The 13,618-nt window shown below is 70.1% G+C and carries 14 protein-coding genes and 1 pseudogene; 8 read left to right on the forward strand and 7 right to left on the reverse strand.

Going from position 1 to position 13,618, the window contains the following annotated elements; genetic code table 11:
- Positions 1–1,170 precede the first annotated feature (1,170 nt).
- Positions 1,171–2,157 (reverse strand): GlxA family transcriptional regulator, encoded by a 987-nt coding sequence (locus IEZ10_RS29975; protein WP_189249881.1) that lies wholly within the window; start codon positions 2,155–2,157, stop codon positions 1,171–1,173.
- A 125-nt stretch (positions 2,158–2,282) separates the two neighbouring features.
- Here IEZ10_RS29975 and IEZ10_RS29980 point away from each other — a divergent pair, with 125 nt between their 5' ends.
- The 7 genes and pseudogenes from IEZ10_RS29980 (at position 2,283) to IEZ10_RS30005 (ending at position 8,295) form a co-directional block, all read left to right on the forward strand.
- Positions 2,283–2,873 carry an isochorismatase family protein gene (locus tag IEZ10_RS29980; protein WP_189249882.1) on the forward strand — a complete coding sequence of 197 codons (591 nt, stop codon included), beginning with the start codon at positions 2,283–2,285 and terminating at the stop codon, positions 2,871–2,873.
- A gap of 103 nt (positions 2,874–2,976) precedes the next feature.
- Positions 2,977–3,213: a TetR family transcriptional regulator gene (locus IEZ10_RS40460; RefSeq protein ID WP_373287433.1), complete on the forward strand. Its 237-nt coding sequence runs from the start codon at positions 2,977–2,979 to the stop codon at positions 3,211–3,213.
- Positions 3,144–3,326, forward strand: a complete 183-nt coding sequence (locus IEZ10_RS29990; RefSeq protein ID WP_189249975.1) for a hypothetical protein — start codon at positions 3,144–3,146, stop codon at positions 3,324–3,326. The genes IEZ10_RS40460 and IEZ10_RS29990 overlap by 70 nt, the downstream gene beginning before the upstream one ends.
- Positions 3,316–3,474: pseudogene (locus tag IEZ10_RS39365) on the forward strand (nitroreductase family protein); the annotation flags it as partial. The gene IEZ10_RS29990 and the pseudogene IEZ10_RS39365, both read left to right, overlap by 11 nt.
- 40 nt (positions 3,475–3,514) lie before the next feature.
- On the forward strand, positions 3,515–3,997 hold the full coding sequence (locus IEZ10_RS29995) for a nitroreductase family protein (RefSeq protein WP_229811784.1): 483 nt from the start codon (positions 3,515–3,517) through the stop codon (positions 3,995–3,997).
- A gap of 531 nt (positions 3,998–4,528) precedes the next feature.
- Positions 4,529–5,449 carry an aminoglycoside phosphotransferase family protein gene (locus tag IEZ10_RS30000; RefSeq protein WP_189249884.1) on the forward strand — a complete coding sequence of 307 codons (921 nt, stop codon included), beginning with the start codon at positions 4,529–4,531 and terminating at the stop codon, positions 5,447–5,449.
- Between the two features lie 605 nt (positions 5,450–6,054).
- Positions 6,055–8,295 carry an MFS transporter gene (locus IEZ10_RS30005; RefSeq protein WP_268246392.1) on the forward strand — a complete coding sequence of 747 codons (2,241 nt, stop codon included), beginning with the start codon at positions 6,055–6,057 and terminating at the stop codon, positions 8,293–8,295.
- 408 nt (positions 8,296–8,703) lie between these two features.
- On the opposite strand, the gene IEZ10_RS30010 is transcribed toward IEZ10_RS30005, so the two are convergent.
- Positions 8,704–9,957 carry an amidohydrolase family protein gene (locus tag IEZ10_RS30010; protein ID WP_189249886.1) on the reverse strand — a complete coding sequence of 418 codons (1,254 nt, stop codon included), beginning with the start codon at positions 9,955–9,957 and terminating at the stop codon, positions 8,704–8,706.
- Between the two features lie 140 nt (positions 9,958–10,097).
- Here IEZ10_RS30010 and IEZ10_RS30015 point away from each other — a divergent pair, with 140 nt between their 5' ends.
- Positions 10,098–10,613 carry a MarR family winged helix-turn-helix transcriptional regulator gene (locus IEZ10_RS30015; RefSeq protein WP_189249887.1) on the forward strand — a complete coding sequence of 172 codons (516 nt, stop codon included), beginning with the start codon at positions 10,098–10,100 and terminating at the stop codon, positions 10,611–10,613.
- A 45-nt stretch (positions 10,614–10,658) separates the two neighbouring features.
- Here IEZ10_RS30015 and IEZ10_RS30020 read toward each other — a convergent pair whose 3' ends face one another.
- From IEZ10_RS30020 to IEZ10_RS30040, 5 genes are all read right to left on the reverse strand, one after another.
- Positions 10,659–10,892 carry a hypothetical protein gene (locus IEZ10_RS30020; protein ID WP_189249888.1) on the reverse strand — a complete coding sequence of 78 codons (234 nt, stop codon included), beginning with the start codon at positions 10,890–10,892 and terminating at the stop codon, positions 10,659–10,661.
- Between the two features lie 474 nt (positions 10,893–11,366).
- Positions 11,367–12,242 carry a cytochrome c biogenesis CcdA family protein gene (locus IEZ10_RS30025; RefSeq protein ID WP_189249889.1) on the reverse strand — a complete coding sequence of 292 codons (876 nt, stop codon included), beginning with the start codon at positions 12,240–12,242 and terminating at the stop codon, positions 11,367–11,369.
- A gap of 1 nt (position 12,243) precedes the next feature.
- Positions 12,244–13,023, reverse strand: coding sequence for a DsbA family protein (locus IEZ10_RS30030; protein ID WP_189249890.1), 780 nt, complete (start codon positions 13,021–13,023; stop codon positions 12,244–12,246).
- The gene (locus IEZ10_RS30035) at positions 13,020–13,184 is read right to left on the reverse strand and encodes a hypothetical protein (RefSeq protein ID WP_189249891.1); all 165 of its coding nucleotides are present in this window, start codon (positions 13,182–13,184) and stop codon (positions 13,020–13,022) included. The genes IEZ10_RS30030 and IEZ10_RS30035 overlap by 4 nt, the downstream gene beginning before the upstream one ends.
- A gap of 192 nt (positions 13,185–13,376) precedes the next feature.
- On the reverse strand, positions 13,377–13,616 hold the full coding sequence (locus IEZ10_RS30040) for a DinB family protein (protein WP_229811785.1): 240 nt from the start codon (positions 13,614–13,616) through the stop codon (positions 13,377–13,379).
- Positions 13,617–13,618: the final 2 nt, after the last annotated feature.

The following is a 13,618-nucleotide window of genomic DNA, read 5'->3' on the forward strand; positions in this document are numbered from 1 at the left end:
CTGGCGAGCGAACGGCGGACCGCCGGTGTTGTGCGGCCAGCATTAATCCGGATTTGTGGGGTTTGACCACTCAGGGGGCACCGCCCAGTTCCTTGGCGGCCCCGCTGCCCAGCCCGCAGGTTTTACGGAGATGCCGGTGGATGGGTTTGTCACAAGTTGCTTGCGAGGCGCGTCCGGACAAGGGGTGATCGTCATGATGGGGACATGGCGAGGCGTGGCGGTCCCCGACGGCACGCGGTGGCGTAGTGGGCGTCCCCGACGGCACGCGGTGGCGTAGTGGGCGCCCCTGACGGCACGCGGTGGGCGTCCCTGACGGCATTGGCCGTGGTGCCGGTGGCGATCGGCTGGACACTGCGCGACGAGAATGGGCTGGAGACTGCGGCGAACCGGGCTCAGCTGGCCTGCGTCGTGCCGGCCATCCCCCTCTGCTGGTGCCGCTGTGGGGGTGGTGGCGCAGGGCGGTCGATTCCTCACTTCCCGGGGCGGTGATCTCGGAGCAGATGGATCAGGCCCTGGACGTGCCGGCCGGGCTGGTGCACCGGCAGTGGGACGACGAAGCCGTGCGGCGGTCGCTGGATGACCCGGTGCCGATCCCGGTGCGGTGGCGGCCGGTCCGTACCCCGCGCTTGATCGACCATCCGGACAACCTCACCCCTGGCACCGAACAGCTAGAGCCCTCCAGCGGAGACATCCCCGCCCTGATCGCCGCGAATCTGGATCAATGCTGGCCGCGCAGTGTCCAGCCGATCGCCACCGGGACCCCTGCAACCGCTGCCATCGTCAGATGCACCAGGTGGCGGTTGTCCAGGATGTGCTGTTCCTGGGTGAAGCGCCCCCCTTCGCCCCCACGACAAGGCAGTGCGGAGCCCTAGCCTCGACATATGGACGCAGACAAGGACCCCGCCGCCGAAAACGCGCTGGGAAGTTCCCTCCGCGCACGGCGTGCCCGGCTGAGCCCCGAAGACGTGGGAATTCCTACTTCCGGTCGTCGCAGGGTGCCCGGTCTGCGCCGTGAGGAGGTCGCCACGCTCACCGGAGTGAGCTCCGACTACTGCATGCGCCTGGAACAGGGCCGGGAGGCCAGCGCGTCCGGCACAAAGCCCGGTACGCGCCTCCGCCCTCGGAACCGATCCTCCCGCCACCGTCATGGTGGCCGGGCGGCGTCGCCTCTCACCCGATCCTGAACCGCTTCCTGTATTCGCCCGGCGTGACGCCGAGGGCGCGCCGGAACGCGCGGTTCATCGTGTCGACGGTGCCGAAGCCGCAGCTGGTCGCGATCCGACCCATCGTGTCGTCTCCGGTCTCCAGCCGGTTGCGGGCCGCCTCCAGGCGGGCGGACTCCACGTAGGCCGCCGGCGTCATACCCAGCTCGTTCTTGAAGATCCGGGTGAGCTGTCGGTCGCCGATGTGCAGGAACTCGGCAAGGTCGGTCACGGTGAGCGGGTCGGCGAGGTGCCCGGCGATGTGGTGCCGCAGCTCGTCAACCCGCCGGGTCGTGGAGATCGGCTCCAGCGGGACGCTGAACTGGCTCTGGCCGCCCGGCCGCTTGAGATAGACCACCAGCTGGCGGGCGACCCTCTGCGCGAGCAGCTCGCCGAAGTCGTCGGCCACCAGCGCCAGCGCCAGGTCGAGGCAGGAGCTGATGCCGGCCCCGGTCCACACGTCGCCGTCGCGGATGAAGATCGGTTCGGCGTCCACGGTGATCCGAGGGTGCTCGGCGGCCAGCTGCGCGGCGGTGGACCAGTGTGTCGTCGCGCGCTTGCCGTCGAGCAGGCCCGCGGCGGCGAGGATGTGGGCCCCGACGCACACCGAGGTCATCCTCCTGGTGCGCTCGGCGAGCCTGGCGACGTGCTCGACGATGTCCGGCTCGACCAGCGCGGTGACGCGGCGGTCCCCGTCGACGGTGACCGCTCCGGGCACGATCACCGTGTCGATCGAACGGCCCTCCAGGTCGTCGAAGGTCGCGTCGGGCAGGATCCGCACGCCGGCCGAGGTGATGACCGGATCCATGGTCCTGGCGACGAGCAGGACGCGGTACCCCGTGGGCTCGTCCATCTCCCGCTGCAGCAGCGAGAACACCTCGGGCGGCCCGGTCACGTCGAGCAGGTCGACCTGGTCGAAGACGACGACCGCCACCAGGCGTTCGATCGTGGTCATGCCGGGCCCCCGTTCAGCGATGTCGGTATTTGCAGGTTACGCGACATTGCCGACATGACGCGGGCTCCATAGCGTTGGAAGTGCCCATGGACCAGTGGGCACGACACGCGACGAGAGGACATCCCATGGCACGCACCACCCTGCGCCAGCTCAACGGCTTCGACGACACCCCGGCATCGCTGAAGGACGCGACGCTGGTGATGGTCGACTACCAGAACACCTACACCGAGGGCGTGATGGAGCTCGAGGGCTGGGAGCAGGCGCTCGACGCAGCGGCGGACCTGCTGGCCCGCGCCCGCGAGGCCGGGGCGACGGTCATCCACATCGTCAACGACGGCGGCGAGGGCACCCCGTACGACGTCAAGGCCGAGATCGGGCAGATCCATCCGAAGGTCGCGCCGGTGGGCGGCGAGGCGGTCGTGGTGAAGACCGCGCCGAACGCGTACGTGGGCACCGAACTCGGGCAGCTGGTCGACGAGGCGGGCAATGACGATGTCGTGGTGGCCGGCTTCATGACCAACATGTGCGTGACCTTCACCGCCGAGGGCACCTTCCTGCACGGGAAGAAGCCCACCGTGGTCGCGGACGCCTGCGCCACCCGGCCGCTGGAGACCGTCGTGTCGGCGGTGCCGGCGCAGCAGCTGCACGACGCCGCGCTGGCGACGATCGGCGACCTGTACGGCGTCGTCGTGAAGACCGCGGGCGACCTGGGGTAGGCCCGCCAGGGAAGGCGACCGGATGGACGAAGCCCCGTGGAGTCGACCTTCACGGGGTTCTTCGCGTCCGGACGGCACCGTCGACGGCGACGCCGATACGGGCATGTCGACCGTCCGACAAGAGCTCCTGCGTTGCCGTCGCGCCGACGCCCCGACCGTCACCCGCTGGGCCGGGGTGGGCAAGCCGAGCATCTACCGGGCCTTCGGATCGAAGGACGAACTGGCAGTGGCATACCTGCGGGAACGGGGCAGGTCGCCTACCTCATCCAGATGCTGGTCGACGGCGCCCACATCACCAGTCAGATCTTCGATCCCGGCCGCTCGGCCACCGGCCTGGTGACCGCCGTCGACAGGCTCCTCGACACGTTCCTGCCGGCCGACGAGAAACCGTCCGCGCCGACCGGACCGGACACACCCCTGACGCACGACCAGAAGGAGAGCGATGTCCACTGATGTTCTGCTGCCCGAATACGCCGAGCGGTTGATCCGGGACCGGCGCTCGGTCCGCGCGTTCCGCCCCGAGCCCGTGCCCGACGACGTGTTGCGTGCCGTGTTCTCGCTGGCCGGTGCGGCACCGTCGAACACGAACACCCAGCCGTGGAGCATCGAGGTCGTGAGCGGTGCCGCCCGCGACGCGCTCAGTGAGGCGCTGCTGGCGGCCCACGCCCGCGGCGCTCTCCACCGATTTCCCCTACAGCGCCGATCTCTACACCGGCGTCCACGCGGCTCGCCGCCGGGCCTTCGGCACGACGATGTACAGGGCCCTCGGCATCGAACGCGACGACCAGGCCGCCCGTGACGCCTACCAGACCGACAGCCTCCGCTTCTACGGCGCTCCGCACGTCGCCCTGCTCTTCCTGCCATCGAACGGGGAGGTCCGGATGGCGGCCGACCTGGGCATGTACGGCCAGACCCTGCTGCTCGCCCTCGCGGCCTACGGCATCGCGAGCTGCCCCCAAGGGCTGCTGAGCTTCTACGCCGGCACCGTGCGTGAGCAACTCGAGGTGAGTGACCGCAAGCTGCTCTTCGGCGTCTCCTTCGGTTACCGGAACCCCGACGCGCCGGGCAGCGCCGTACTGACCGGCCGCGCCGGCCTCGAAGAGACCACCCGGTTCCACCTGTGAGCCGTTTGTCGGTGGGTACGGCTCTTCCTTCATTGACTGGAGCGTTCATATCGACGATATGAACGCCGGGCCGACCACGTCGCAACCCTCATTCGCCACCACCGACTCACCAGATGAGTCGCCGTCTTAGGCAGTGATGCCCTCAAAGCCGGAAGGCGTCAAGGGCCCGGGCGTTTCCCCTGCCGTCAACCGCCCAATCGGCGTCCACGCGTGATCGGAAGGTGCCGCGTGCGTTCTCGTCGAACACCGGCCGCCCGGCGGCAAGGTCGGTGGCGGGATCGCCGCTGGTGAGATCGCCGAAGCCCAGGGAGACCGGCGAGCGTGGAGTCGCCGAGCGGCGAGGAGCGGACCCGTTATCCGGGGTCCGTCCGGACCGGCAGGCAGGTAAGGCAGGTGGCCTGAACCTGCCTGCCGGATCATCTGGAGTTGTCAGGCAAATAGGTCACGTCAGGGGCGTGAGGTCATCCTGGGTGAGCCTTGAACCGGGGAGAAAACGGGCGGGCTGCACGAGTCCGGCTACTGTTGATCCGCATGACGCACACCGAGATCGAGATCACTGCGGAGTTGGTGCGGGATCTGCTGCGGGACCAGCACCCCGACCTGGCCGACCACCCGGTGAGGCTCGGCGCGCTGGGCTGGGCCAACCAGCTCTGGCGGCTCGGTGACGACCTCGCCGTCCGGTTGCCCTGGGTGGGGGATTCTGCGGACGAGCTGCTGCGCAAGGAGCACGCCTGGCTGCCCGTCCTCGCTCCGCGCCTTCCGCTGCCGGTTCCCGTCCCGCAGCGCCTCGGTGAGCCCTCCGCTCTGTTCCCGCGACCCTGGATCGTCACCACCTGGGTGCCGGGCGAGCCCGCCGACCGCGCCCCCGTCACGCGCGGCGCGGAGGCGGCCGACACCCTGGCCGCCTTCCTGACCGCTCTGCACCAACCCGCCCCCGAAGAGGTGGACACCGACGGCCAGGGCCGCGGAGGGCCGCTGGCCGGCTCCTCCAAGTGGGTCGCCCAGCAGCTCGCCTCGGCAGCCGAGCTGGGCCTGATCCCCGACCCGGACGCCGTCCGCGCCGTCTGGGAAGACGCCGCCGCCGCCCCGAACTGGGCCGGGCCGGCGCTATGGCTCCACGGCGACCTGCATCCGGCCAACGTCCTCACCGCGGACGGCACCCTCTGCGGCGTGATCGACTTCGGTGCCCTGTTCGCCGGCGATCCGGCCGTCGACCTCGCCGCCGCCTGGAACCTGCTGCCGGACGGCGCCGCCGACCGCTTCTACGCGGCCTACCAGCCGGCCCCGGACGCCGCGACCCTGCGCCGCGCCCGCGGATGGGCCGTGATCCGCGCCCTCGTCGGCCTCCACGTCGGCGATGCCGGTGTCCATGGCCGGCCAGGCGGCAAGGCCACGTGGGGCCCACCCGCCCACGCGGCGCTGCGACGCCTCATCGCAACGGCGCATCGCTGATCGATCACCCCTCCACGCGCTCGGGAACCAATGCGCGCGCACCAGGAAACCGGCCCGGAGCGTCGGCCATGTCCGATCCTCTCGCAAACGTTTCCCAGAACCACATGGCCGGGGGGCTTGAGTGAGAACGAGTCATGAGAGGGATTCGAGGCCGCCGGCCGTCTCATGAGGCGTGTTGGCGATCTTCTCTCGGAGTCACTCGTCTGGTGGAAACGTGCCGGACTCGCTGTGACAGAGGTCACGACCGGGCTGAGCAGCGGCGGACATTCACTGGCCGACCCGGAGTGGCGCTCCCCCGGCATGGAGTGTTAACGTCACCGGCGTCCGGTTGATCACCTCCCCGACCGTCTGTGTCCTAGCGATCCATCGGGAGCCTCGAGAACAAACGAACACCATGAAGAACCTTGATCGATGATCCCGCAACCGGGTGGATCAGGGTTGAGAGGGCCGAGTAGGCCGGTTCGCGTCAGGTTCGCACCTGACCGATCCCATCTCCATCGCCCGTTCGGGGCCGATGTTCTTCTCCTGTTCGTTCGCAGGCTCCGCTGGAGCCTGCCTCCCTGATCGCAAGGATCTTCGTGACCTCCCGTTCTTCCGTACCCGCCGTGACCGCGTCGGCCGGTGCCACCACAGTCGTGGTCCTCTTGATGGCAGCGGTCTTCCTGTCCCTGCTCGACTCGCAGATCGTCGCCACCGCGCTGCCCCGCATCGTCGCCGACCTCGGCGGCTTGGACCGGTTCGCCTGGGTCACCACCGGTTACCTCATCGCCGGCAGCGCCGCCGTTCCCGTCTACGGCAAGCTCGGTGACCTGTACGGCCGCAAGCGCATCTTCCTCATCTCGATCCTGGTCTTCCTGGCCGGCTCGGCTGCCTGCGGCCTGGCCCAGACCATGACGCAGCTGATCGCTTTCCGCGTCGTCCAGGGCATCGGCAGCGGTGGCCTGTTCATCTCTGTCCTGTCCGTCCTCGGCGAGATGTTCGCTCCTCAGCAGGGCGCCCGCTACTACGGCTGGTTCTCTCTGACCTTCGGCGCCGCGTCCCTGACCGGCCCGACCATCGGCGGCCTGCTCACCGACATGGCCGGCTGGCGCTCGATCTTCCTGGTCAACCTGCCCCTTGGCGCACTCGTCGTGGCCGTCATCTCGATCCGGCTGCACCTGCCCGCCCAGCGCGAACATGCCCGAATCGACTACCTCGGCGTCATCCTCCTGGCCGCCGCGATCGTCGCGGTGAACCTGCTCACCACCTGGGCCGGCACCGCTCATGCCTGGACCTCCCCGGTCACCCTCGGCCTGGCCGCCGCCTGCGTGCTGTCGCCGGTGCTGTTCGTGCTCGCCCAGCGCCGCGCGGCAGACCCGGTCATCCCCTTGCGCCTGTTCCGCGACCGCACGTTCTCCATCGTCGTGGCGGTCGGCTTCATCGCCGGGTTCCTCGGCCTGGGCATCGTCAACTACCTGGTGCTCTGGCTGCAGGCCGTCCTGTCCCTCAGCATCCAGACCTCCGGCTACCTGCTCACCGCGATGATGCTCGGCGTCGTGCTCACCTCCTACGCCTCCACCAAGCTGATCGCCCGCGCCGGCTCCTACCGCCGGCATCCCATCGCGAGCATGGTCCTGTTCGCGCTGACCGGGCTGCTGTGCGCGGTCGTCGACGCCGGCCCGGTGCTCGCGACCATGTTCCTGCTGCTGTACGGCATCGCCGGCGGACTCAACTCCCAGGCCCTGAGCCTGGCCGCCCGCAACGCCGCCGGCCGTGACGACATCGGCGCCGTCCAGGGCACCGCCACCATGGCCCGGCAGATGGGCACCGCGCTGGGCACCTCCTTCTTCGCCGCCCTCGTGACCAGCGAGCTTCCGGCCCGGCCCGGCCGCCTACGCCGACGCGCTGCACCTGGTCTTCCTCGCCATCATCCCGATCGCGCTGATCGGGCCGGCCCTGCCTCTGTTCCTCCCCGACACCAAGCTCTCCCGTTCCTGAACCCCGAGAAAGGACCTCTCATGCTCCTCATCACCGGTGCCACCGGCACTGTCGGCTCCGAACTCCTCGCCCTGCTCGCCAACCGGAACATCCCCGTCCGGGCCATGACCCGCAATCCCGCCAAGGCCGCGTTCCCCGCCGGCGTCGAGGTCGCCACCGGCGACTTCGACCGGCCCGACAGCCTCGACGCCGCCCTCGACGGCGTCGACAAGGTCTTCGTCCTGCCGCCCGGCTACGGCCCCGACGGTCCCGTCCAGGAACGCAACCTGGCCGCCGCGGCGGCCAGGGCCGGGGTCTCCCATCTGGTCAAGCTGTCCACCAGTGGCGTCACCTTCGACGCCACCGACCCCATCAGCACCGGCCATCGGCTCGGCGAACAGGTCATCATGGACTCCGGCCTGCCGTGGACGATGCTGCGCCCCGGCACCTTCATGGCCTACCTGTACGGCTACGCCCCGACCATCGCCGCCGAGCACACCATGTACGTCACCGAAGGCGACCCCGTCTCCGCGATGATCCACCCCCGCGACATCGCCGCCGTCGCCGCGCACGTCCTCACCACGCCCGGCCACGACGGCCAGGCCTACACCCTCACCGGCGGCCGAGCCCTCTCGCCCCGGGACCAGGCCGACATCATCGGCCGGATCCTCGGCCGGCCGATCAAGCTCATCGAACGCAGTCCAGCCGAAACCCAGGCGGAATTCGACCGCCTCGGCTGGTCGGGACCTCGTCTGGAGGCGCTGCTGGAGCTCAAGCGCCAATCGACCGCCTGGGACTGGAAGATCTTCGACACCGTCGAAAGGCTCACCGGCGAGCCGCCGCTGACCCTCCAGGACTGGGTCCGTGAGAACATCCGCATCTTCCGGTAACGGAATCGACCCGACGCAGGCCGTACTTCCAGTGATCCCGCCTCGGCCTCGGATCGGGCGCCACGAAACCGACCACCCGACAACCCACTCCCCCGCGCCCTTCCGAGCGTCAGAACGTCCAGGCCATGATCGCCTGCTCTCCCGGGCGGGCCGGTAGAACCACGCTTGGACAGACCCTCCCGGGCCGGCGGGCTCATCGGTTGAGCAGGCCACCGCCTTCGTCAGCCGGTTCTCGGCGGTCGCGGTCCGCTCCCGGGGAGCGCGCGGCACGTCACGGGATTGCTGCGGGCATGGTGGAAGGTTGAGCCATCGTGCCTGTTCCCGTACGGCGTCAGGCCGGGTGGCCACACGGCGGCTGCCCGCCACGAAGGATGTGACGGGCAGCGGTCGTTCGCTGGGAGCCGGTCTCTACGAGGCCGAGAGTACGGTGCGGGTGCCGCGGCGCCACACGTCACGCAGGTTGAGGGTGTCGCCGATCGTGGTGGTGGGGTCGCCGTCCACGAGCAGCAGGTCGGCCCGAAGGCCCTCAGCGATGCGGCCACGGTCCTCCAGGCCGAAGCGGCGTGCCGGGGTGAGGGTCGCCGCGCGGAGGGCCTGGATCGGGGTCAGGCCGGCCCGGACGAGGTACTGGAGCTCCTGGTGGACGCTGGCGCCGTGGACCACGCCGCCCAGGAACGGCAGAGGCAGGGGCGCCGCGTCGGTGCCCGCCAGCAGGTCGACGCCGGCGTCGTGCAGGGCCTTGACCGAGGCCAGGACGTCGTCCAGTTCGCCCTGCGGGTAGCGGTTGTAGCTGCTGTTCAGGGTGTTCGTCCATGCCTCGTTCAGGCGTGAGCCGACGCGTGGGTCCTCGGTGAGGGATGAGCCGGTGATGCCCATCATGGAGGCGTTCAGGACGACGCAGGGGACGACGAACGCGCCGGAGGCGGCGATGAGGTCGATGATCTCGTCGGTGTGCGGCCGGTCCATGAACAGGTGGGCGAAGCCGTCGATGCCGGCCTCGATCGCCATCCGTGTCGCGTCGATGGTCAGGGTGTGGGCGATGGTGAGCATCCCGTGCCGGTGGGCCTCGGCGACGCCGGCGGTCAGGGTTGCCTGGTCGAGCATGGGCAGACCGGGGTGGCCTTCGACGGTGCCGTCATCGACCATGAACTTGATGTAGTCCGAGCCCGCCGCGACGAGCCGGGGGATGAAAGCGACCGCTTCTTCCGGCGTGGTGGAGAACGGCATCAGGGGCATCTCATGCGGGCCGGACCTACCACTTCGGTCGTCCGGTTCGCCGTGGCCTTCCGGGGTGAAATCTTCGGGCATGAGTTCGCTGGGGTGGCCTCCCGGAGGAGTGATGCCGAACCCCGCGGAGCGGACATCGGCGAGGGAGTCGTTCTCCGTGATGTGCGCGCGGCCGGTCTTGGTGTTCATGCCCTGCATCTCCAGTTCGGTGGTGATCCCGAACCGCAGCGCCAGCGCGAGAGCCTCGTCGGAGGTGTGGACGTGGGCGTCGAACAGGCCGGGCAGCAGCGTCTTGCCCCGGGCGTCGACGACGTCCGCCCCGGCGGGCGGCTCACCTCCGACCGCGGCGATCCGCGTGCCGTCCAGCACGACGGTGGTGTCCTCCCGCACGTGCTCACCGTCGAACACACGGCCGTTGATGATGGCTGTGATCATGACTCTCTCTTCTCCGGGCAGGCACATCGCTTGGCTGGTGCCGAGTTCCCCCGCCGCGATCAGCATGTTAATGCAACCAGCAATCCTGTGCATTTATGCATGTATCTGCAGTCTGCAGATACATGCGATAGGCTGCGGGGGTGACCAACGCGGACCCCGCCTCCATGCCGGAGGGGCAGGCCCTTCTCGACGCCGTCGGCACGGCCTTCGCCCGGCTGAGGCCGCGCACAAGGCAGGCCCCGGTCGATCCCCCGGCGAGCCCCAAGAACCTCAAGCGCAACCTGGTCCTCAACCTCGTCGACGAGGCGAGGGCGACGGGCACGGAGATGACGGTCGGCGGGCTTGCCGCCCACCTCCTGGTGGACCCGTCGGTGGCCAGCCGCATGGTGAGCGACTGCATCTCCCACGGTTACCTGGTCCGTGCGGCCTCGCAGCAGGACGGGCGCCGTACCGTGCTCCACCTCACCGAGGAAGGCGCCGCCCTCCTCGATCGTTTCCGCCGCCAGCAGCGGCAGGCATTCGAATACATCACCCGTGACTGGCCCGACGCCGAACGGCTCGAGTTCGCCCGTCTCCTCCTCAAGTACGCGGACTCCACCGCCCGGCTGCCCGCGCCGGGCGCCGTCGACGGACCTCCCCTGCCGCCGGTCACGTAGGGCCGCCGACTGGATCTTCATCCCCGGCCCCGCCACCGACGGCACTCACCCGTACGGCATTACGCCGGCAAGCAGGCGTTCACCCACTACGACTTCCCGCAGTACCGCGACCCCGACCGCGACGTCGTCTACGTCAGCGTCTACGTCGGCGTCGTCCCGTCCGGCGACGGCACGCTCACCACCAACGGCCGGCTGGGGGACATCGTCGGCGGGCAGGGCCTGGCCTTCAACAAGAGGATCGACGAGACGACGACCCCTGTGATCGACGTCTTCGGCCACCCCGCCGGCCCCCACCCCGACGGGACCCGGCCCTACACCGGCCAGAGCCTCGAACACTCCACCGGGCAGGTGTCCACGACGAACCTGTCCAGCCCGTCCGCCGACCAGCTGGTCGGCGTCGAGTCCCCATTCACCGGCGAGGGCTCACCCGGCTCCCCCTGGCTGCAGGGCTACGAGGACGAGCACGGCCTCGGCCACCTTGACGGCGTCACGGCCGGGGTCTCGACACCGACGGCGACGGCCGCGACGACACGGGGATCTCCCCGTACTTCGACACCCCGCCGGCCGCCGTCCACCGCGCCGCGGCCGCCGACTGGACCGGCCGCCTCACCTGAGGCGTCCGTCAGGAGCCCGCCTTCCGGAAGCCCGGCTTCCGGGAGGCGGCTCAGCCGTGAAGGCGGTGCGCTCGCTCTCCGGACGGCCCACCGCTCGGGGTCGTGCACAGGTGAGGCGTCTGCCGAGGATGATGCGGCGCTATGGCTGCCCGGTGCGCTGCGGCGGGGTGGCGGGTGAATCCGCGGCGGGGCGCCGGTCGCGGCGCTGGGAGCGGTGGCGGCGTAGCAGCCGGAAAGCGCCGGTGAGCGCGATGAGCACGGCGGCGGCGGTGACGACGGCGACGTTGGAGATGTCGGCGCCGAGCCGGGCGATGCCGGTTTCGAGGGCGTATTGGGTGCCGATGGGCAGCAGCCCGGTCGCTTCGGGATCGCGTGCGGTGATGAGCAGGAGCGTGCCGAGTACGAGTGACAGCGTCCCGGAGATGATGGCGTGCCAGCTGTTCGTCCAGCGGCCCAGGTGGAACATGCGATGCCGGAGCCAGGTCCGCAGGCGGCCGGACCAGCGTTTCCAGGCCAGGGCGAGCAGCAGCAGCGGCAGCGCCATCCCGGCGGCGTAGATGGCCAGCAGGACGGCCCCGTAGACGGGGTTGGCGCCGGCTGCCGCGATCATGAGCACGGATCCGAGGATGGGGCCGGTGCACACGCCGGCGACGCCGTAGGCGGTGCCGAGCAGGAACACCGTCCACGCGGTGCCGGGCTCGCGCCGCCCCGTGCGGCCGAACGCGGGCAGAGGCACGCCGAGCACCTGGACGAGGCCGAAGACGATCACCACGATGGCGACGACGGTGAGCAGGGTGGTGCGTTGCTGGGACAGGAACGCACCCGCGGTCGCGGCGAACACGCCGAGCGGCACGAGCGTGGTGACGAGCCCGAGGTAGAACACGCCGGTGCGGGCCACCAGGAGCGCGGGCCGGGAGAAGGCGTAGGCGAAGAACGCCGGCAACAGCATGGCCGAGCACGGTGACAGCAGGCTCAGCAGGCCGCCGAGGAACGCGCCGAGGTAGCCGATGTCCATCTCAGCCCTTCCCGGCCTCGGCCAGCTGGGCGTCGATGAGCCGGCGGAACACCTCGATCGGTTGCGCGCCGTTGACGATTTCCTCCCCGAGCACGAACGTGGGGGTGCCGCTCACACCGAGCGCGGCGGAGGTCTGCGCCTCCTTCTGCACGAACTGCGCGACGGCGGGGTCGTCGAGGGCCTTGGTGAACGCGGGCACGTCCAGCTTGTCGATGGAGGCGGCGATGTCGATGAGCTCCTTGCGGCTCCAGTCGGAGCCGCCGGCGAAGGTGCGCGCATACAGGGCCTCGTAGTACTGCCAGAACAGGTTCTGGCGGGCGGCCGCGCGGGCGGCGATCGCGGTGTCGACCGAGTGCTGGCTGAGCACGGGTGCGTCGCGCCATTCGATGCGGAGTTTGCCCTGCTCGACGTACTGCGACAGGAGGGCGGGCAGGGCCTGCTCGGCGAAGGCGGCGCAGTATTTGCAGGTGAAGTCGGCGTATTCGATGAGCACGACGGGTGCGTCCACCGGGCCGATGGCGGCGGGGTCGCCGGGGTCGCGCCGTACCAGTTGCGCCAGTGGGCTCTTACCTGTTGTCGTGGTGGGGGTGGCGGCCGGTGCCGCGGCGCCGGTGTGCGGCGGGGACACGGTTCGCTGCGACGTCTGTGCCAGGATCCCGACCACGGCGATGACGAGTATCCCGATCGCCACGGTGATCAGCCGCGCGGTGCGTGAGCGGCTCTGCTCGGTGCCGGTCCGGGGCTTCGCCGTACCGGAGGTCGACGTGGTGCGCTCGCTCACGTGAGGACCTCCACGAGGCCGGCCTCTGCGGTGTGCCCGGCGGCTGTCCGTTGCGGGATCCGGGCCGTGGCCCGGGATGGGGCCGGCCATGCCACCTCGATGTCCACCGGCATGGGCTCGCCGGCGTCCAGCACCTCCTGCCGGATGGTCGGGTCGGTCACGTCTCGCATGTGAGGCATAGGTGTGCTTTCAAAAGGTCCGTAGTGGGGCGGGAACACCGGACGAGCCGACGGCTCGACCGGCGGCGTCGGGCGTGAGCGCCGGGGACGCGGTGCGGCTCGCGGCCTGGCTGGATCGGCGCTGCTCACGAAGCCGCTCGGGGCCAGACGCTCATGACCGGCGCGTAGGTGTGATCATACGTTCCAACCGCAGACGACCAGGTATCCGTCGACGGTGGTGAGCCGATCGGAGGTCGGGGCGTCGGGCAGGGCATGGCCGAGGTCGCGGTTACGGACCTCGCCGATGGGGCTGAAGTTCCGCTCCGGGCGCCAGTGCAGTTCCTCGGCCGTCAGGTCGCGCCAGAGCTCGTCGGTGTAGGCACGGGCGCGGTCGTACTCCGCCAGCAGGTGCGGGACCTCATACATTGCGGTCACAT

This window comes from Streptosporangium pseudovulgare (genome assembly GCF_014648055.1).
GTDB classification, from domain to species: Bacteria; Actinomycetota; Actinomycetes; order Streptosporangiales; family Streptosporangiaceae; genus Streptosporangium; species Streptosporangium pseudovulgare.